Origin of the sequence: Stieleria mannarensis (genome assembly GCF_014154935.1) — a bacterium.
GTDB classification, from domain to species: Bacteria; Planctomycetota; Planctomycetia; order Pirellulales; family Pirellulaceae; genus Stieleria; species Stieleria mannarensis.
In genome coordinates this window covers 63790-83251 of sequence record NZ_JACEHH010000024.1, presented here as the reverse complement: position 1 = coordinate 83251, position 19462 = coordinate 63790, and the positions used below count along the sequence as shown (strand labels likewise).

Genomic DNA, 19462 nt, shown 5'->3' with positions numbered 1-19462 from the left:
TTGACCTGCTGATTTCCCCTCGTTGCTGAGAATGCTCAACGGCACCGCAATCGGTCAATCTCGGTAGAATCATGCCAGGAATTGTGTCTTCATTCGATTGCCGAGGTAGATCCATGAGAATTATCACCCGACTTGCAGGACTTCCGGTTCTGTTGACGCTCGCGTACACACTCGCCCCTGCTGACGATTGGCCTCAATGGAGAGGCCCGGAGCGAGATGGAAAATCCTCCGAGTCGGGACTCCTGGATTCCTGGCCCGCAGGGGGGCCCAAATTACTTTGGCAAACCGACGGCCTCGGCGACGGTTACTCGACGCCGTCGGCTGCCGATGGGGTCGCGTACGTGATCTGCAACCAGGGCATGGACGCTGAGCAGGTCATCGCGCTGTCACTTTCCGATGGATCAAAGCTTTGGACGACCAAGATCGGTCCGGTGGGCAAGAACCAGGGGCCGCAGTACCCCGGCACAAGGTCGACGCCGACCATCGATGGCGAAAAGCTCTACGCACTGGGCTCCGATGGCGATCTGGCCTGCTTGGATGCCAAGTCGGGTTCGATCAAATGGTCAAAGGATCTGCGGTCCGAATTCGGTGGCAAGCCGGGCAAATGGGCCTACGCCGAATCGCCGCTGATCGACGGCGACGCATTGATCTGTTCACCCGGCGGATCGGAGGCGACGGTTGTCGCGCTGAACAAATCCGACGGCCAGCCGATTTGGAAGGCGTCGCTTGCCGAAGCGGATGATGCCGGATGCTCATCTCCGGTCGTCGCAACGATCGCGGGAACGAAGCAGTACGTGTTGTTTCTCTCCAAAGGTGTAGTTGGACTCCATGCAGAGACTGGCGAATTGCTTTGGCGATACACGGGCACATCGGACAAAGATGCCAATGTGCAGACCCCGGTCGTCAGCGGCAACCTTGTCTATACCGGTGCGGGCCGTGTCGGCGGCGGTCTGGTTCGTGTCTCAGCCGACGCGTCTGAACCCGAGGAAATTTATTTCGGACGGACGATGCCCTCGGGAATGGGCGGCAACATCCTGGTCGACGGCATGCTGTTCGGTACGTCGGGCCCCACCCAGATCTGTATCGACTTCGAAAGCGGCGACATCAAGTGGCAAGATCGCGGGATCGGCGCCGCCTCGCTGTGCTACGCCGATGGAAAGATTTTTTTGCACGGCGAGAACAACGATGTGGCGGTGATCGAGGCCACCGGAGAAGGCTACAAAGAACTGACCCGATTCACGCCCCCCCGCGCGCCGACGGGAGTCAAGGGCAAGGCGTGGACCTACCCCATCATCGTCGACGGCAAGTTGATGATCCGTCACGGCGGCACCGTTTGGTGCTACGACGTCCGCGGCTAAGCTCAGGTTCTGTTTGAAAACGAGGAGGCCGTGGCGATTGGGCGCGAAAAGGGGTCGGGGGTCAGACGAGCACGTCCTCCACACTCCGCCGAGGTGTCGGTTTGACTTCACTGCCGTAGCCCAGGCGAAGCAGGAGTTGTGGGTGTGCGTTGGTACCGATCAACTCGGCCAACTTGGTTCGCAATCGCGGGACTTCGATCGGTTGATTCAGGTACGATGCGTCGACCGACCAGGAGGCGGCGCGGAGCGAGATCTTGGCGAGCGCTTGGCCACATTTGATCCAATCGGCCGGCGTGTCTCCCTCGGTCCCGATCACGGCCAACAGCGGTGAACCTTCGGCAAGCTGTCGATCCTTGGCCGCTTGCCCGTCGCCCCAGTCGAAGGTTCGAACAGCCAACCAGCCGAAGTGCGACGCGAAATCGCTGACGCCTTGCGAGTAGCCCGGAATGCCGTCACGTCGCGAGCTGGTGTTGGAATGAATCCATTTGGCAAGCTCGCGTCGAAAGTGCTTGTCGCTGGCCTGCTGGCGGTCACCTTCGCTGATCAGATCCGCAACGGCATGCTTTTCTCGCTCGGCGTGGATCAAGTGAATCCAAGCGCGTTCGGATTTAGCGTCATTGATCCATTCGGATTGCAACTCGGGATCGACGTCTTGCTTGCTGAACGGGAATCGGTTGGTGCGTCGCTTGGGGATCGCATCGAACAGTGACTGTTCGTCGTCGCTGGGAACATGCGGTCCGGCGACCATCACCCGTGCGATCACGTTTTCTTCACTACCAAGTGGCAGCACACGTACCATGGTGGCCAAACCATCGCAGTGCAGTGCGAGTGTCAAGTAAAACAGTGCCGCACCACAGCTGATCGTCAGCTCGCGGTTGTTGGGATCGACCACGGGACAGGCCCGTCGCGGATCGGCTAACAGTTCCACTTGACCGGACTTCAAGCGGAACAACCACGGCTGGGTGTTGTGCCCCGAGGGAGCTTTGATCGCATGCCCCACGGCATCGAGCAGTCGGTCGGAAAGACTGACGGAGGGTTTCGGTTGCGCAATCGTGTTCATCGGATCATTGCCTGGATTAGAAGCGTGGAATCACCGAGTTGAAGTCGGCGGACGTTGTCCTAATACGTGGCGGGCAAACCGGTCGTCACACGTTGCGCATCATCGAAGGCTGGACCGATCACCGCCAGTGTCGTGTGATCGAATACCATTCGAGCAACTTCAGTGTAGCGTCGCAGGGTCGCGCAGGAAAATATATAAAATGTCGCTGCGTCCGCAGAAACACGCTTTGACCAACCGCTTCCGGCAGAGAGTGATGCAGTCCAGCTACTGCAACTCACCCCCCAGATAGACCTTGGTTTTGGGGTGACCATACAGCCGGATCCAATCCACGTACATTCTGGCCGGAAACGTCGCCGTGATTTTTTCTGGCCTGTCGAGTCCCGTGTACGAATGCGTCCAACTGCCGACCGCGACGTCCAGGATCGGGAAATAGGGTTGGTGATACTCCTGCATCTCGGGGGCGGTGATGTCCCACGAACCGAACTCTTTGCCGTCCAAGAAAAACTTCATGTGTGTCGGTGTCCATGAGATCCTGTAGAGGTGGTAATCCAGGTGCAGATCTTCCGGAGCGTCGAACCATTCGACCAAGCTGGTCTTTTCTTCGCCGACGCCGGCAAAGTGCAAGGCGCAATTGATCTTGCGATGCTGAAGTTCCTTTTGAATGCCATCCTTGCCGCCGATTTCCAGAATGTCGGCTTCACCACATTTGGGCCACACCGTTTCCGGGAAACTGTTGCCGAGCATCCAGAACGCGGGCCAAATTCCGTCGGCCGTGTCGGGCAACTTGATCCTCGCTTCCAGGTCTCCGTACCGGAACGCAAACCCGCTGCGAGTGTGGATCCTCGCCGAAGTGAATGCGTTTCCCCGATACGCTTCCCTGCGAGCTTCGATGACCAGGTTGCCATCGTGGACGTAAGCGTTCTCGAGTCGATCGGTGTTGTACTCCAGTTGCCCATTGCCGAAGCCGTGCCCACCCACGTCATGCGTCCAGCCGATGTCGGCACCCGCTGCGGTGGTGACCAACGGATCGTTTGAGATTCCGGACACCAGTGCTTTCGACTTTTTCTTACCCGGGCAAACCATCGGCGTGGGCTGGGTCGTCGATTCGGCCTCGGCGTCGGCCGTGCTGATCACACGAGCGTCACCACCGACGCCGCTCGATGGCGACCAATCATTGATCATGGGGACGGCGCCCGACGTCGCCCGACGTCGCTACCCTTTGGCAGGATCTGACGCTCGACGCGGATTCCTTTCAACTCTCGTTCCAACTGGCGACCGCCGATTTGTTGGACGACGCGAGCGTGCGGATCGACATCGTTCGCGGCGTTAACTCGATCCTCGGCGGAGGCAGTGTGTTTGACGTGCCGACCGGCAGCGGGTTTGTGACCAAGACGTTGAATTTCAATACATCCAGTGCCGACACCTATCGCCTGATCGTCAGCGGAGAGGACGGATCGCCTGCGGTGGATGCCTTTTCGATCCAGCAGATCACGGCGATCCCGGAACCGTCGGCCGTGTTGATACGGGCTGCAATCGGCACGGCAGCGGTAACGCGACGTCGGCGTTCGCAGACCGCCTGAATACAAAACACCAGGCTGCACTACCGGCATGATTGGCCCGATGGACGGGCAACGCTACTTCGTTGTCGGCACCGCCAGGCCGGCGATCGGATGGATCTGTGGGATCGGGTCGCCCAGATCGTGTAGTGCCTGTTCGACGGCTTCGTGTTGGACGAGTGACTTGATGAAACGTTCTCGCGTCGTGTTCTTTGCGATCGTCCCCAACAACTCGATGTCCCACTGCACGGACATGCTGTCGTCACCTTGGTTAACCTGCACGATCGATTCGATGCCGTCGTTTTGAAGAATCGCTTTTTGGATCGCGCCGGCCATGGCATCAAGTTTTTCCTGCCGGGACGCACTGACGACGAACTGCCCCGTGCTGACGCTTTGCCGCGTCGTGTCGGCGACCTCGGGGATCGCGTCGAGCCGTTTGAATGTCATCACGCCGTTGTCGAACACCATTCCAAATAGATCCGAGGGCACGGCGCCGCAAGGCAATTGTTGACCGCCGCACATCTCGGTCGGACAGGGGCTGAAGGGTAGGAATCCGATGTACCGCCAGCCGTACAGTCGCTTCTTGCCGCAGGCGTCTTTGCTGATCACCGATTCGTAATACCCGATCGGAACGTTGGTCGCCGCGACGACAAACTTCTGTGTGCTGCCCGGGACGCCGCCGCCGGAATGTTTGGCCGAGGGGATGAAACCCGTGCCCGCCTTGGCCAAGTCGGCGATCGCTTTGACGTTTTCATCAAACTGTGAATCCAGCTCTTGATTCAGCGACGTCAGGTTCCATCCGTCAGTCAACCCGACCGAGACATTGGCCGTTCCCAATCCGGGACGCACGTCGATCGAATACTCTTCGGAAAAGTCCGGCAGGTACTCCAGAGAGATGGCGATGAACTCGTCGCTGGGCGTCGTGGTCGAAACCTTGCCCTGGGTCACCACGCTGCCGCCCGGTTCGACCCGCAGGTACGGCTTGGGGCGGTAGTACCGAATGCCGGTGTCATCAGGACCGGGCGCCTGTCGAACCCTCACCCGTGGCGCGCATCCCGTGTTCCAAACGGTCGTCGCCAACAAGGTCGCTGCCAGCAGCGTCCCCGCCCAAGATTTGTGACGCATTTCTGTCTCCCGTCCATGGTTCGACAAAGTAGGTTCCCACGGGGGGTATCGGGTCTGGGGGGAGTGCTGGTTCACCCACAGCGAGTGACCGGCCTGTCAGAACAGTTGGTGGGATTGGACGAATGATGTCGGCGGTAACGATCAAGCGATACGACCAGCTGAACGCGGACCAGTGGCGACGCGTCGCCGTGACCGCCAAGCGTCATGTCAAACGGATCACGGGGCAGTCGAGCGAAATCGGGATCGGGCAAAAATACACCGCCGGTAGACCCACGGGGCGACAACTTGCGATCCGGGTCTATCTGCCGCAGAAATGTCGCCGTGTGGCAAAGACGAAGCGAGTTCCCGCGCACTTTGAGATCCGGCTGAAACGCAGCGACGGCAAATTCGATCGGCTGCGGATTCGATCGGACGTCGAATCACTTGGCGACTACGTCCCCACGGGCGCTGATGTGAAACTTGACGATCGCACCGCGACGACCGGATTCTTGTTGCGCTGGAAAACGGACGACGGCGAAGTCCGCTGGGGGCTCGCCACGGTCGCCCATCTGTTTGACCAGACCCGACTGCGAATCGTTTCGGTCCGGATGAATCCGACCGTCACACTTCGATGTCGACGTCTCAAGACACCGCCGAAACGCGAACACCTGGACCTGGCCGTGCTGGAGATCGTCGGCGATCGAGAGGAGATCGAGGACAAACTGCGACGCTGTGGATTGATCGAAAGCATTGACCCGCCGGCGATTCCGTTGATGAGTGTTCGCCAAGTCCACCGCGCGGTCATGGGACATCGACGCGGTCGCACCTATCCGCCCGACGGCGATCACGCCTTTACCGGCGAAGAAGTCTTTCCGGATGGGTTTCAGTTGGGATCGCGAATCCTGGACGACTGTGTTCGCGTCGGTCGCTGTGACGTCGACACGTTTTGCCAGGGCACGTCGGGTTCCGCGTGGAGCATCAGCAACCAAGCCGCATGCTTGCAGGTCGGCGGCAAAGAGACGGATTTCCGCGAAGGCATCGGCCAACCGTTTGACCTGTGCTTGAAATGGATTCGATCGTCGATCAACGCGCCGGTCAATGTCGTCGCGGTCTGGTGATTGTGGAGTGGACGAGGGTGCCGCGGATGAATGACCGGGAAGCGTCGTAGCGGAAGTCGCCAAGACGTTCGGCGATTCGCAAAGGCCGAGCGAAACGCTGGGCGAGTTCCGCGACTGAAAAATGCGATAACGACACGCTGGAAGCCTATCCCACGGGGATCCTTTTTAGCCCATCCAACTGCCCAGGTTGCGGGTGACGAATTCGTCGTCGGTCAAATGCGGGTAGGCGTTGTAAACCCGATCGATCTCTTCGCGTTGGCCCGGTGAGAGTCGTTCGTCGGGATCCAAACATCGGGGGCTGGATAGCAATCCCTGACGAAACAGCACGTCTTGGATGCCCGCGATGCAACCGGCAAACCCGCCCGCGGCATCGAACAACGCGGCGTTGCAATCGGTCACCTGGGCCGCCAACGTCAACAATCCGCGTTGCATCTGATCCGACTGACGAGCGCTTTTACAGGTCTGCAGCAATTCGACGGCCTTTTGAGTCCAGCAGGCCCAGTGCCCCAGCAAACCGCCGACGATCTGCAACCGTTTCGCGTAACCGTTCATGTGGATTTCATAGTCGGTCAACAGATCGATGACGATGGTGTCATCGTTGCCGGTGTACAGTGCGACATCGTTCCCGCGACGTGCCTCAGCAACCGCGCGAACGACGTCCAGTGTTTTGTATCGATCGAATGGCGAGATCTTGATGCCGATCAGGTTGGGGATCCCCGCCAACCGTCTCCAAAAATCCAGCGACAGGACTCGCCCACCGACGGCGGGCTGCAAGTAAAACCCGAAGATCGGAATCCGCCCCGCGACCGCCTGGCAGTGCCGAATCAGTTGATCGTCGCTCGCATCGGACAGCGCCGCCAGCGATAACAATCCGATGTGATAGCCGAGATCGCGGGCCAGTTCCGCTTCTGCGACAGCCTGGTCGGTCGGGCCGCAGATCCCTGCGATCAAGACCGTTTGCCGGTCGCCGGCCGCGTCCAATTCGCGGGCCGTTTCGGCGGCCAGACTGAGCACGGGGTGCAGCAGATTGTGCTGGGGCTCGCGAATCTGGAACTGCGTGGTGTGGACGCCGACCGCCAAACCACCGGCGCCGGCGGCGTGGTAGTAGCGTGTCAGCGCGCGTTGGCTGCGCCGGTCAAAGTTCCCGTCGGGATCGAGTGCCAGCGGATGCGCGGGAATCACGATTCCGCTGCGAATCGCCTCGGTCACCCAGGACGGAGGCATCGGCGCGTCGGGATTGATTCCGTCAGAAGGCACCATCACGAACCTCAAAGTGAGTCGGTTTGCCCAACAACCGTCCGCCCTGCTGGACCCAATCCGCCGTCCAGCGGATCACCTGGTCCATCGGTGTCGCCGGGGCGCCGAGCAGTTCGGTGCACCGCGAGGCATTGCTCAGCAGCGCCGTCTCGGATTCTTGGCCGCTGAATCGAACGCTGCAATTCATCAGTTCAGCGATCCGTGTGGCGACCTCACGAACCGAAAAGGTTTCAACGCTGGTCAGGTTGATCGGTCGGGGAGGCGACTCGGCCAGTGGTAACGCGCGGAGGATCAGATCGTTCGCGTCGCCTTGCCAGATGCAGTTGAAATAGCCTTGCGTCAGGTCGATCGTTTCTCCGCGCGCGACTTTGGCCGCCAAGTCGGTCAGCACGCCGTAGCGCAGATCGGTCGCGTAGTTCAAACGAATCATGGCAACCGGAGTGTCGGCCAGTCGCGAGAAGTGATCGAAGATGCGTTCGCGTCCGACCGCCGCGTAGGCGTATTCGCCGACCGGGGCGAGCGGATCGGATTCCAGTGAACCGCCCCGGTCGACCGGCGAGAACGCGTAGACGTTTCCGGTGGACAATGCGACGAAGGTGGCGGTGGGATAGCGTTGCATCGCAAACGCCGGCGCGATCGTGTTGACGGCCCAGGTGTGCGACGGGTTTTGCCGGGTTCCGAATTTCGAACCGACCAAATACACGATTGTGTTTGAGTCGGGCAATTGCGACAGCGAATCTTGGCACAGCAAATCCGCGGCAACCGTTTGGACTCCACGCCTGCTGAGCCACTCGCGGGCGGCCGGGTCGGAGAATCGACTGACCGCGACGACATGGGCATCGGCCCCGGCTTGATCGATCGCGGCTTGCGCACGGGCGGCCAGCGTCGGCCCCATCTTGCCGCCGGCCCCCAGGACAACGATCGGACCGGAAAGCGACGCGGCAAATTCAACGAGCTCCGCCGACGGCGTCACCAACAACGCCTCCAATTGCGATTCGTCCGTGATCCGATCGGGCAGGCCGGCGGTGGTGGTCATGTGCTGCTGTGGTTGGGTCAGTGGGATAGTTTACGCGAACCAGTCGTCGACGACGCGACCGTGAACATCGGTCAGGCGGAAGTCGCGTCCGGAATAGCGGTAGGTCAGTCGGGTGTGGTCGATGCCCATCAGGTGCATGACGGTGGCGTGCAGGTCGTGGACATGGACGCGTTGTTCGACCGCGTGCATCCCAAAATCGTCCGTCGCTCCGTGCATCAATCCGCCGCGAACGCCGCCTCCGGCCAGCCACATCGAGAAACCCGTGTGGTGATGGTCGCGGCCCGCTTTCTTGGGATCCTTGTCCTTGTCGACTTGGGCATAGGGAGTCCGTCCGAACTCACCGCCCCAGATCACCAGCGTGTCGTCCAACATCCCACGGCTTTTCAAGTCCGACAACAGTGCCGCGGTGACTTGATCGGCGTCGGCACATAATTTTTCGTGACCGGAGTTGTTGTTCCGGTGGGTATCCCAAGGCTGTTTGCTGTTCTTTTTCACGTAAAAGACTTGGACGACTCGGACGCCGCGTTCGAGCAACCGCCGACCCAACAAACAGCTCCGGCCGAATTCGGAATCTCCGTATGCCCGCCGCGTCGGCTGGCTCTCACGCTCTAAATCAAACGCTTCGGACGCTTCCCGTTGCATCTGGAACGCCATCTCCATCGACCGAATGTGCGTTTCCAAGGATGCTTCGCCGGGGCGTTGCTGCCGGTGAATCTGGTTCAGTTGTTGCAACAAGTCCAGTTGCCGGCGTTGGTCGGATCGTGACAAGTGCGGGTGGCGGATGTTGTGAATCAATTTTTCCACGTCGGAATGATTCGTGTCAATCTCAACGCCTTGGTGCTGTCCGGGCAGAAACGCGTTGGACCAGAGTTGCGGGCCGACGACGGGCAATCCGGGTGAGAGCGCGATGAACGAAGGCAGGTTGGCGTTTACACTGCCCAAGCCATACGACAACCACGACCCCATGCTGGGCCGCGTCGGTTGTTGGTGACCGGATTGCATCAACAACAACCCCGGTTCATGGTTGGGCACGTCGGTGTGCATCGAACGCACGACGCACAAGTCGTCCGCATGGTCGGCCAACTTGGGGAACAGCTCACTCATCACGACGCCGCTTTCACCGTGGGCGGCGAACTTGAACGGCGATGGCATGTACCCGCCGGCGCGATTCTTTTTGTCGATCGAATGGTCGTTGGGGGATTCACCGGCGTGTTTGGCCAGCATCGGTTTGGGGTCAAACGTGTCGACGTGAGACGGCGCGCCATTCATAAACAAAAAAATCACACGCTTGGCGCGTGCGGCGTGATGCAAGCCGTCGCCGACCGAAGGATCGCCCGAGAACACTCGGTCGGATGCCAGCGCCGACATCAGTCCCACGGACCCGAAACCGGCTCCGCTGCGGAGGAACAGACGACGGCGGGAAAAAGTATCGTGCATGGTCAATCCAACATAAACATTTCGTTGCTAATCAACAGCGTTTGTGCGAGCCCGTTCCAACGCTCGTCACTGCCGTCGGCGACAAAGGTTTCCGCCAGGCCGAGTTCTTCGTCGCCGGGTGGTCGGCCATAAAGCAGTCGGTAGGCAAACTCGATCCGCCCGCGATCGGTCGGATCCCCGCTTCGGATGCGGTCGGCGAGCCTCGCCGCATGGTGAATCAGGAACGGGCTGTTGAGCAAAAACAGTTTTTGTAGCGGAGTCGTCGTTTCGTGCCGGCCGGGGCTGTGCGCATTCGGGTCCGGAAAATCAAACCGAGCCAACATCGGGTTCAGATCCAATCGGCTGACCTGGCTGTAAACCGTCCGCCGCCCCGTTGATGTGTCTTGCGGATCGATCGAAGGGCCACCCACGGTCGCATCAAGTCGTCCGGAAGCCGCCAGAATGGCATCCCGATAACCTTCCAAACTCAGGCGCCGCCGAGGCATCCGCCAACGCCAGCGGTTGTCCGGATCGAGCTCGGATTTTGCCGGATCGATCTCGCTGCTTTGCCCGTAGGCGGATGACAAGACGATTTCTCGCTGCAACCACTTCAACGACCATCCCGCGTTCATGAACCGAACCGCCAAGTCATCCAACAGCAGCGGGTGGGACGGCGGGGCGCCGAGCGCACCAAAGTTGCTGGGGGTTGCTACGAGAGGCGTTCCCATCAACTGGCGCCAAACACGATTGACGATCACGCGGGCCGTCAGCGGATTCGTGGGATCCGCGATCGCATCGGCCAACGCCGCTCGGCCGCTGCCGTTTTGAAACCCATCGTCCTGTCTGGCTTCATCGTCCGTCGATTCCAGCACGGTCAAGAAACCTCGCGGGACCGATTCGCCCAGCCGTTTGGCATCGCCGCGGATCATCACCTTCAGATCGCGTGGTTTGCCTTCGCGAACGATGTGCATGGCGTCTTGCGGTTTCTTCGCTTGGCCCGCCTTGGTTTCGACCGAATCATCCAGCGGCCGATTGAACATCTCGGTACTGGCGAAAACGCCGGCGATCGCGTAGTAGTCCGCAGTCGGCACGGGATCGAATTTGTGGTCATGGCAGCGGGCGCAAGCGACGGTCAATCCCAGCAACCCACGCGAAACGGTGTCGATGCGGTCCTCCCATTCATCGGCCATCACTTCCGGATCGCCGCGGCGGTAATACTTGGGACCCAGTCCGATAAAACCGAGCGCGACATGTTGGTCGGGGTCGGCGGGGTGTCGCAGGTCGGCCGCCAGTTGGTCCCGGACGAATTCGTCGTAGGGCATGTCGGCGGCAAAGGCCCCAATCACCCAGTCACGATACAGATACGCGTTCGGGTAAGTCAGCGAGTCGTTGTTGCCGACGATGTGCGCCTGGTCTTCGGCAAACCGCGCGACATCCAGCCAAACACGCGCCCAGCGTTCGGCATGTCGGGGCGACGCCAACAATCGGTCGACCACGCGGAGCTTGGCGTCGGGGGAGTCGTCGGCCAGAAAGGCGTCGACATCGTCGATCGTCGGCGGCAATCCGGCCAGATCAAAACTGACGCGTCGCAACCACGTCGACTTGGACGCCGCCGGGTTGGGAGACAGTCCGTGTTGGGAAAGCCGCGCAAGGACGAATCGATCGGTCTTCGTCGCCGCCCATGACGATCGGTCGGTGTCGTGGCCTTCGATCTCGTGGGGCTGATGCAGCGTCGGTGGGCGAAAGGCCCAAAACTGTTTCGCCTGGTCCCAATCGAATCCCGGTTCCGTAACGGGTTCATGGCGTGAATCACTTTCGGCAGCCAGGTCCGGCATGGCGGCGCCGGAACGGATCCAGGTTTCGAAATCGCGGATCACGTGTTTCGGCAGCGGTTCATCCGGTGGCATTTCCATGCCATCGTAGCGCAACGCGGTCAACAACAAGCTGGTGGCCGGTCGGCCGGGCGAAACCGCCGCCCCCGAGTCGCCGCCCCGCAACATCGCTTGGGCATCGTCGACGCGCAGGCCCCCCTGGATTACGTCGGCATCGGCCGAGTGACACTCGTAACAGCGTGATACAAGGACCGGACGGATCTTGCGTTCGAAAAATTCGATCGATTCGGCGTCTTGCTCGGCGGCGGGAACGATTCCGCTGCCGCAACAGATCAAGGCCATGACGGCGTTTGCCAAGACGAATGCTCGATGGACGCTGGGGGTAGGCACGACGGCTGCACCGTAGTGTGGGGGGGAGGGCTGGGGCGGGACTCACATTGTACCGCATCAGCCGACCGACCGCGTGTCGAATCTCGCGGCCACAGGCGGTGGTGCCTCGCCTCTCCAAAGTACGACCGCCCTTCCGGGGCGTCGTCCGCTGGCGCGTCCCGCGGCGACCTAAAAAGGACATCGTACTCTCGCCTCAACGATCCCCCGATCGATCAGAGGTCCGAAAGTGGAATCTCGATCGGTGGCAGCGGGATTTCCGGTGTCGGCGGGATTTCCGCGGAAGGGCCGCCGAGGGGCCGAAACTCGTGCTCGACATCGCCGGCATCACTGCGGACGATCACTTTCAGCGGTCCGCTCAGACTTTTGTTCTTGTAAAAATTTTCCAACAGGCGGATGGCCGAACCGGTCAAGCGTTGGCCCTTGCTCATCAGTAACGTGCCCGTTTGACAGCGAATGTCTTCGGCCAGCACCATGCCTTGGACGACTTCGTGGAAGTTCAATTTGACGTGATGAAAATTTCGTTCTCGTTTGACAAAGTCTTCCAGTGCGGCGAAGAACGTCGGATCATAGGCCGCTCGGTTTTCTTTCAGTTCGTTCAGCGCATGCAGCGGGCTATCGCAGAACCGTTCTTTGAAGTCGAAGTCGATGGCCAGTTTCAACACGCGAGATTCGATCGGGACCGGGATGCCGTCGACCGAGGCGACGTCGATGTCGACGTTTTGCAGTTGGATGATCCGGGAAACCTGTTCCATCCGAGGGATCGCCTTGAGCAGGTCTGCGGCGAGCTTGGGATGCTTGGCAAACTGCCGTTCTTCCTCCACGGCGATGCTTCCGCCGTCCAGTTTTTTCTCAAGCACCTCCGTTGGCAGGGTGACACAACCGAGCGAGGAAAGCATCGCGGCGATTTCCAATTGCCACTGATTTGGAATCGGAACGCGTTTCAAGATGCCGTCAACGATCGCGCGGACACGTGTCGATTGCCCGAAAGCCAACGGGCTGACCAAACCCAGCACTTCGCTGAGCACTTTGACGCTGCCGTGCAAGGTTCCTTCGACCAACTCACGCTCTGCCTCGATCAACGCGTGCTGCCGCAGCGCGTCGTGAAGTGATGCCGCCAGGTCTTTTCCGGTACAAGGCTTGGCCAGGAAGCGGAAAAGGTGTCCTTCATTGATCGCTTCGATCGTCGAATCGAGTTCGGCGAATCCGGTGAACATGATCCGCACGGTGTCGGGGCAGAGTTTCCGGATGCGTTTGAGCAGTTCGATGCCGTTCATGACGGGCATCCGCATGTCGGAGACGACAACGGCGAACGGTCCGTGTCGGTCGATCAACTGCAAGGCTTCTTCGCCGCCGAGCGCGGTCGTCAGGTCGAATTCGTCGCCCTGTTGGCGTTTGATCCCGCCCAACAGATTCGCATCGTCGTCGACGAACAGGATTCGTTGGTTACTCATCGATTACTCTTGAACTGCCATGATTTGAGCGTCGTGTTTCCATTTCAATAACTGCTTTGCCAACGCGGTCGCTTGGGCCCTGTCATTGGCGGATTTCAGGCCGCGATCGATGATGTCTTCATCACCGCCGTGATAAAGCCAATTCGCGGCGTAAACGACTTGGCAGTCCAGGCTGCGGCGTGAGCAGACGTCAAAACTGTGGTGCGCTGCGACGATTTCGACGATCGCGGCCGGTATCCCCCACAGCGCGAGCAGGTAGGCACCGACGCCCTGATGCGTCGCTCCGAACCTGTCAAGTTCCAATTCCCACAGCGGGCGGTTCTCCGCGACAGAGGCCCTTTGCAGTTTGGAATACTGGTCGGGAAAGGTGTCCATCAGGATCAGTTTTCCGATGTCATGCAACAACGCGCCGCTGAACACCGCCCCATAGGTGTCATCGCTGGGGTGAAGGTGGCGGGTAAATTCTCTGGCCAACACCGCGACCTGGAATGAATGATTGAACAACGCGTGGGAAGACCGGATGGCGATTTCGTCGACACTGCGCAGCATGACTGCTTGTGACAGTGCCAGCCCCAGGATCACATCGGCTCCGACCAGAGACACCGCGTGATTGACATCCAGCACCGGGTAGGGCAATGCGAAGATGGCCGAGTTTGCGACCTGCAAGGTTCGGGCGCTGAGGATCGGGTCACGCGTGACGATGTTCGCGATCGATTGTGCGTTCCAGCTTTCGCCCGCCAGGACCTGGTTGATCTCGCTGACGACTTCCGGGACCGACGACAATCGGTTCGCTTGGCCGATCGCGTCCAAGACCGCCGCCGACGTGATGGTCGCTTGAAACGTTTCGGCCCGCTTGATGGCGTCGACCAAGACATTCAAATCACAGGGCTTGGACAGGTATTGATGCATCGGCTGAACGGCGGTCAGCGCGGTGTTGCGGTTTGCTTGACCGGACAGGACGATGCGGAACACGTCGGGGTGACGTTGTTCGACCCGGCTCAACAATTCCGCTCCGTCCATCCCTGGCATCTGCATCTCGCTGACAACGACATCAAAGTCTCCCGACTCCAGCAATCGCAGCGCTTCGGCGGCGGAGGCCGCCGTGACGACCTGCCACTGGCCGATTTCACCTTCGATCCACCGCGACACGCCACGCAGCACGCGTTCTTCGTCGTCAACCAGCAGGATCTTCATGGACGCACTCCGATCGATTCGGAAAACGTCGCCGGTAACGTTACTTCACTGAGCCAAGGAGGCGTCTGGGCCACGAGCGACACGCGGGGGATCTGGATCGTGAAGGTCGTCCCGGTGCCTTCTTGAACGTCGAACCAGAGTTTGCCCCGGTGTTTTTGGACGATGACCGAATGGGCGACCGCCAGCCCCTGGCCGGTGCCCTTGCCGACCGCCTTGGTCGTAAAGAACGGCTCGAAGACGCGTTTGCGGGCCTCATCCGGGATGCCTCCACCGTTGTCGGCGATCGTCACTTCGACGCTGTCATCCAAGCTGCGGGTCGCGATCGAAATCTTTCCCTTGGCGATTTCTCGTCGGTCGATGCGGTCGCCGATCGCGTGAGATGCGTTGACGATGATGTTCAGAAATGCTTGGTTCAATTCGCTGGGCAACCCGTCGATCGCCGGCAAGTTGTCTTCCAGGTCTGTTTCCAGGTCGGCGACGTATTTCCATTCATTCCGGGCAACGGTGATGGTCGACCGCAGCACGTGATTGAGGCACAGTTTGGTGGTCTTGCCCGTTCCGGGGTGGGAGAACTCCTTCATCGCGGCAACGATTTTCGTAACCGCCTGGACGCCTTGAATCGAGTCCGCCAAGGCGTCCGGAATCTGCTCCAGCGACGAACGGATTTTCTGGGCGTCGCCCGCTTGATCGATGGAGTGACGCAACTGGATCCATTGGGCGTCGGAGACGGTTTCGTCGGCCAATGCCGGCAGCAATTCGAGCAACCGCGACAATCGATCCATTGTTTTGGCGACGTAGCGAACGTTGTCTCCGATGTACTGCATCGGTGTGTTGATTTCGTGGGCCACCCCGGCGGCGAGTTGCCCGACGGATTCTAAACGCCGCGACTGATCGAGTTGATCCTGGATGAATCGTTGTCGAGTGACATCGGTTGCGACCCACAACGTCGCGCCGGAGGCCGTCTGGCTGAGCGGGCTGATGCGGACGTCGAGCGTGCGTTTGCGGCCGTGGCGGTCCACAAATTGGATCTCACCCTGCTCGGGGGCTTTCGACATCTGGCCGCTGTGGAAGTCCTGTAGCCGAGTCCCGCCGGTCCATGCGATCGGCAATTCGGTCATCGCTTTGCCGATCGCGTCATCGGCAGGGATGTCGAACGTGCTTTCGGCGCGGGGATTCCAGCAAGTCACACATCCATTCCGGTCCAAGCAGATCAGAATGCTGGGAATGGAAGCGATCAGCACCTCTGCGTCGTGATGGGCCGAATCGAGTTTTGATTTCTGTGAGGCGACGACCTGTTTGAGGTCATCGAGGTTTTGCCGGTGACCGCGGAGCAGACGACGTTTTTCGCACAGCGACGTCGCCAGTTGAATCGCTTCGATGTCATCAAACGGTTTCTTCAGTACCAGCAGTTTGTCGGTGCGTCCGATTCTCTCGGCGATTTCGGTCCAGCTTTGATCCGAATACGCGGTGCAAACGACGACTTGCAGATCCGGATCGACTTGCCAAAGCCGTTCGATGGTTTGCACGCCGTCCCATCCCGGCGGCATTCGCATGTCGACGAAGGCCGCTCCGAAGGTGATGCCGCGTTGTTTGGCCTGATGAACCAGTTGAAGCCCCTCCAGTCCGCCGCTGGCGCAACTCAGCTGATAGGTCGGCGCCGGTTTGCGGGGCGGCGGCGTCTCGCCGAACAAGGCCGCGTCCAAGGCCAACAATTCGTCCTGTGGAGCGGGCGTGGCAAAGATCTTGCGGAAATCGTTGTGAATCGTTTCGCTGTCGTCGATCACCAGCAGATGCTCGACCGTCGCTTCGGGGCCACTCATGCGTATTCTCCCGAATCGAAAGGCGACAAATCTCTGTCGGAAGCGCTGGGGGCGTCCCGGTCATGTTTCTCGGCGCTGTCACGCCCGTCGACCGGCACCCGCAAGACAAACCGGGCCCCCTTTCCGATGCCCTCGCTGGTTGCCGAAAGCCGTCCGCCGATCTCGGTGGCCGCGTTGGCGCTGCTGTGCAGCCCGAATCCGTGGCCGTGGGCTTTCGTCGTGAAGCCGTGCTGGAAGATTTTGTTGATGTCATCGGTGCGAATCCCGATGCCATTGTCGGTGACTTCGAAATAGACATCTTCCCGCTGTGTCCAGGTTCGCAGCAGGATCCTCGGCCGGGGCACGTCCGCCTCCAGCAGTGCATCTTTGGCATTGCAGACCAGATTGATCAGGATTTGCAAGATCCGGTGCTTATCGGAAATCAACGTCGGTTCGGGCGTTTCGACCTCTTCGATGACCTCGATGGCGTGATTGGTCAACGATTCTTTGTTTGCCGTCAGGACGTCGCGAATGATTTCGCTGGCATGGAGTTCTTGTTGCAGCCCCGACGTTTTGGCCATGGTCTGCTGGACGGCGATGATTTCTTTGATGTGTTCGATGTTTTTGGTCAGGTCGCCGATCTCGCGGCCGACCGACACGCGTTCGTTGCGTAGCGACTGGGCGACCAGCACCAGATACTTGGGAAGGTTTTTGCCGCGGTCGTCGTGCTCGATGAACTCGGCCAGTGAAGATTCGTATTCGGAAATCAGGTCGGTCGCCTTTTCCAAATTTTCCAGGGCGCTGTTTTCAAATTGTTTTCGGATGACCGAGGCGGAAACATTGACGCTGTTGAGGATGTTGCCGACGTTGTGCAAGACGCCCGTGGCGACTTCGGCCATGCCGGCTTGGCGCGAGGCGTCGACGATTTCTTGTTGCAGCAACCGGTTTTGCCGCTCCGCTTCGACGCGATCGGTGATATCGCTTTGGATGCTGATGAATCGCTCGGTGGTTCCGTCGTTGCCGGGAATCGGACGCAGTTCGATCGCCATCCAATACGGCGTTCCGTCCTTGCGGTAACTGATGAATTCTGCGTTGAAGGCCTGTTTGTCGTCGATGGCACCCCGCATGTCGGCCAGCGTTTGCGGGCACGTCATTTCGCCGAATTGAAACCCGAACTCCGGGGCACCGATGATCTCGTCGGGTTCAAATCCGGTGATGCGGGTGAAGCCTTCGTTGACCCATTCGACGTTGGCATCGCCGTCGGAGATCGCCACCGCGTTGTCGGTGTATTTGGCGACCAAGGCCATTTTTTCCGCTTCGGCGGTCTTGATCGCCAGCAACAAATTGGCTTTGACCAGATCCTTGGTGCGTTCTTCCACCTTGATGTCCACCGACCGTTTCGCTTCGACAATCTCCGTTTGCCGCGCGCAAAGTTCACGGAATTCATTGCGTAATCGTCGGCATCCGGGGGCCAAAAACGCGACTTCAAACAGCACCCACAAGGCGTGTTCGATCCAGCGATAGGGGCTCTCGGTCACGATGCCGAACGCCGAAAGCGGATAGAACACGCCGCGGACAAAGTGGTCGACCGCGATGACGGCGGTCGCCGTGATCAAGATCGTCCAGTCACGATAGATGCTGAGGATTGCCAGTGAGGCAAACACGTGGAAGTGCGTTTCGATTCGGCCGCCGGATAAATGGATCAACAGCGCCGACCACAGCATTTGTGTGATCGCGACCACGTGCCGTGTATGGGCGGCGGTGGGGTAGGTTCGCAGCCACAGGATCGCGAATCCGGACAGGGCTCCGCCGATAAAAACGGATGCCCGCAGGTGAACGTGCGGTTCGAATTCGTTTCCGATCCAGGTCAACGGGGAATACAGCGCGGCGAACGCGATTCCCGTCAACCACTGGGCGACCATCAACCACTGGATGAATTTATTGACCCGCAAACATTCCTTCTTGTAACGCTTGCGAAACAGCGTGTCGGTGCTTTCGATCGTCCGGGCACTGTCGGTCACCGCTGCCGCTCCGAATCCGAAAGCATCGAACATCCAAAGACGGGCCACGAGCCACAGTCGTCGTGCGACGTGTTGATTCGTTTCAACAGGTCCAAGGATGACGGACTGTCGCCCTCGTGTCCGCGATAGGGAGTGATTCCGCCGCTGAACGACAGCCGACCCTCGCCGTCATAAAGCAGCACCTGGCCGGAAACAAAGACGCCGAACCGTTTGCAAAGTTTGCCGCCGCGATCCACCACGACCTGCGAGCTGGCCAGTTTAGAAAGCGCCGTTGTCGTTCGGGACTCGATCCACGTGTCCTGCTGGTCGCCGGGGCAATAAGCGACGGCGGTGATGCGAAGCTTCGGCCGAAACCGCGGCTGCAACCGTTCCAACACCCGAACGGTCGCCACGGTGCAGGGGCATTTGGGGTGGTAGAAAACCAGCAGGGTCGGCACGCCCGGCGCAGGAAATGCGTCCGCCAAGGAGGTGTCGCTCAGCCGCACGTCGGTCACGCGCAGGGGCGCCTGCCCTGACTTTCCCGGACGACTGGAATAATCGGTCAGCTGAACGAAGCCGATCGCCGCCATCGCGAACAGTGCGACAAATGTCATCAATAGAACCGGCCGTGAATTCATCCTGCTGTCCCCCACTTAATTACTCGACGCCATCACTATCTGTTGGTCGCCGCCGGTCGAGTGGCAACGGATCGATGGCGCTTTGAGGGGAATCCCGCAGGGCGTGTCGGTCGAACGCGGACGCTGTTCGCCCTCCCTGGCGAGCCGTTTACTTCCTGACGTCGTGCGTTCGGGATGGAGTTCAGGCGGGAATCAAATAAGCCCACGCGGTTTGAGGCTCCCGGCGAGGAATACGTGAATGGATTCTTCCCGG

The 19462-nt window shown here is 59.9% G+C and carries 15 protein-coding genes; 3 read left to right on the top strand and 12 right to left on the bottom strand.

What is annotated here, in order from left to right; all coding sequences use genetic code 11:
• The first annotated feature begins 113 nt into the window (after positions 1 to 113).
• Positions 114 to 1358, top strand: a complete 1245-nt coding sequence (locus tag H1B37_RS17230) for a PQQ-binding-like beta-propeller repeat protein (RefSeq protein ID WP_182867896.1) — start codon at positions 114 to 116, stop codon at positions 1356 to 1358.
• 61 nt (positions 1359 to 1419) lie between these two features.
• Here H1B37_RS17230 and H1B37_RS17225 read toward each other — a convergent pair whose 3' ends face one another.
• Both H1B37_RS17225 and H1B37_RS17220 read right to left on the bottom strand, forming a co-directional pair.
• Positions 1420 to 2418 (bottom strand): Acg family FMN-binding oxidoreductase, encoded by a 999-nt coding sequence (locus H1B37_RS17225; RefSeq protein ID WP_182867895.1) that lies wholly within the window; start codon positions 2416 to 2418, stop codon positions 1420 to 1422.
• A 264-nt stretch (positions 2419 to 2682) separates the two neighbouring features.
• Positions 2683 to 3600, bottom strand: a complete 918-nt coding sequence (locus H1B37_RS17220) for a glycoside hydrolase family 16 protein (RefSeq protein ID WP_182867894.1) — start codon at positions 3598 to 3600, stop codon at positions 2683 to 2685.
• A 104-nt stretch (positions 3601 to 3704) separates the two neighbouring features.
• Here H1B37_RS17220 and H1B37_RS17215 point away from each other — a divergent pair, with 104 nt between their 5' ends.
• Positions 3705 to 3998 (top strand): hypothetical protein, encoded by a 294-nt coding sequence (locus tag H1B37_RS17215; RefSeq protein WP_182867893.1) that lies wholly within the window; start codon positions 3705 to 3707, stop codon positions 3996 to 3998.
• Between the two features lie 54 nt (positions 3999 to 4052).
• Here the strand turns inward: H1B37_RS17215 and H1B37_RS17210 are convergent, their stop codons facing one another.
• A complete protein-coding gene (locus tag H1B37_RS17210; protein WP_182867892.1) occupies positions 4053 to 5099 on the bottom strand; it encodes a hypothetical protein in 1047 nt (348 codons plus the stop codon).
• 122 nt (positions 5100 to 5221) lie between these two features.
• On the opposite strand from H1B37_RS17210, the gene H1B37_RS17205 reads away from it, so the two are divergent.
• Entirely contained in the window at positions 5222 to 6196 is a 975-nt protein-coding gene (locus H1B37_RS17205) for a hypothetical protein (protein ID WP_182867891.1), read from the top strand.
• A 165-nt stretch (positions 6197 to 6361) separates the two neighbouring features.
• Here H1B37_RS17205 and H1B37_RS17200 read toward each other — a convergent pair whose 3' ends face one another.
• From H1B37_RS17200 to H1B37_RS17160, 9 genes are all read right to left on the bottom strand, one after another.
• Positions 6362 to 7456: a dihydrodipicolinate synthase family protein gene (locus H1B37_RS17200; RefSeq protein WP_286177845.1), complete on the bottom strand. Its 1095-nt coding sequence runs from the start codon at positions 7454 to 7456 to the stop codon at positions 6362 to 6364.
• Positions 7443 to 8489 carry an NAD-dependent epimerase/dehydratase family protein gene (locus tag H1B37_RS17195; protein WP_182867890.1) on the bottom strand — a complete coding sequence of 349 codons (1047 nt, stop codon included), beginning with the start codon at positions 8487 to 8489 and terminating at the stop codon, positions 7443 to 7445. Before H1B37_RS17195 ends, H1B37_RS17200 begins: the two co-directional genes overlap by 14 nt.
• A gap of 30 nt (positions 8490 to 8519) precedes the next feature.
• Positions 8520 to 9926: a DUF1501 domain-containing protein gene (locus H1B37_RS17190; RefSeq protein ID WP_182867889.1), complete on the bottom strand. Its 1407-nt coding sequence runs from the start codon at positions 9924 to 9926 to the stop codon at positions 8520 to 8522.
• A 2-nt stretch (positions 9927 to 9928) separates the two neighbouring features.
• Positions 9929 to 12094: a PSD1 and planctomycete cytochrome C domain-containing protein gene (locus H1B37_RS17185; RefSeq protein WP_182867888.1), complete on the bottom strand. Its 2166-nt coding sequence runs from the start codon at positions 12092 to 12094 to the stop codon at positions 9929 to 9931.
• A 245-nt stretch (positions 12095 to 12339) separates the two neighbouring features.
• Positions 12340 to 13578 (bottom strand): HD domain-containing phosphohydrolase, encoded by a 1239-nt coding sequence (locus tag H1B37_RS17180; RefSeq protein ID WP_182867887.1) that lies wholly within the window; start codon positions 13576 to 13578, stop codon positions 12340 to 12342.
• 3 nt (positions 13579 to 13581) lie between these two features.
• Positions 13582 to 14772 (bottom strand): response regulator, encoded by a 1191-nt coding sequence (locus tag H1B37_RS17175; RefSeq protein ID WP_182867886.1) that lies wholly within the window; start codon positions 14770 to 14772, stop codon positions 13582 to 13584.
• The gene (locus H1B37_RS17170) at positions 14769 to 16592 is read right to left on the bottom strand and encodes a hybrid sensor histidine kinase/response regulator (protein WP_182867885.1); all 1824 of its coding nucleotides are present in this window, start codon (positions 16590 to 16592) and stop codon (positions 14769 to 14771) included. Before H1B37_RS17170 ends, H1B37_RS17175 begins: the two co-directional genes overlap by 4 nt.
• A complete protein-coding gene (locus H1B37_RS17165; protein ID WP_182867884.1) occupies positions 16589 to 18625 on the bottom strand; it encodes a sensor histidine kinase in 2037 nt (678 codons plus the stop codon). The genes H1B37_RS17170 and H1B37_RS17165 overlap by 4 nt, the downstream gene beginning before the upstream one ends.
• On the bottom strand, positions 18589 to 19209 hold the full coding sequence (locus H1B37_RS17160) for a TlpA family protein disulfide reductase (RefSeq protein ID WP_220498247.1): 621 nt from the start codon (positions 19207 to 19209) through the stop codon (positions 18589 to 18591). Before H1B37_RS17160 ends, H1B37_RS17165 begins: the two co-directional genes overlap by 37 nt.
• Between the last annotated feature and the right edge of the window lie 253 nt (positions 19210 to 19462).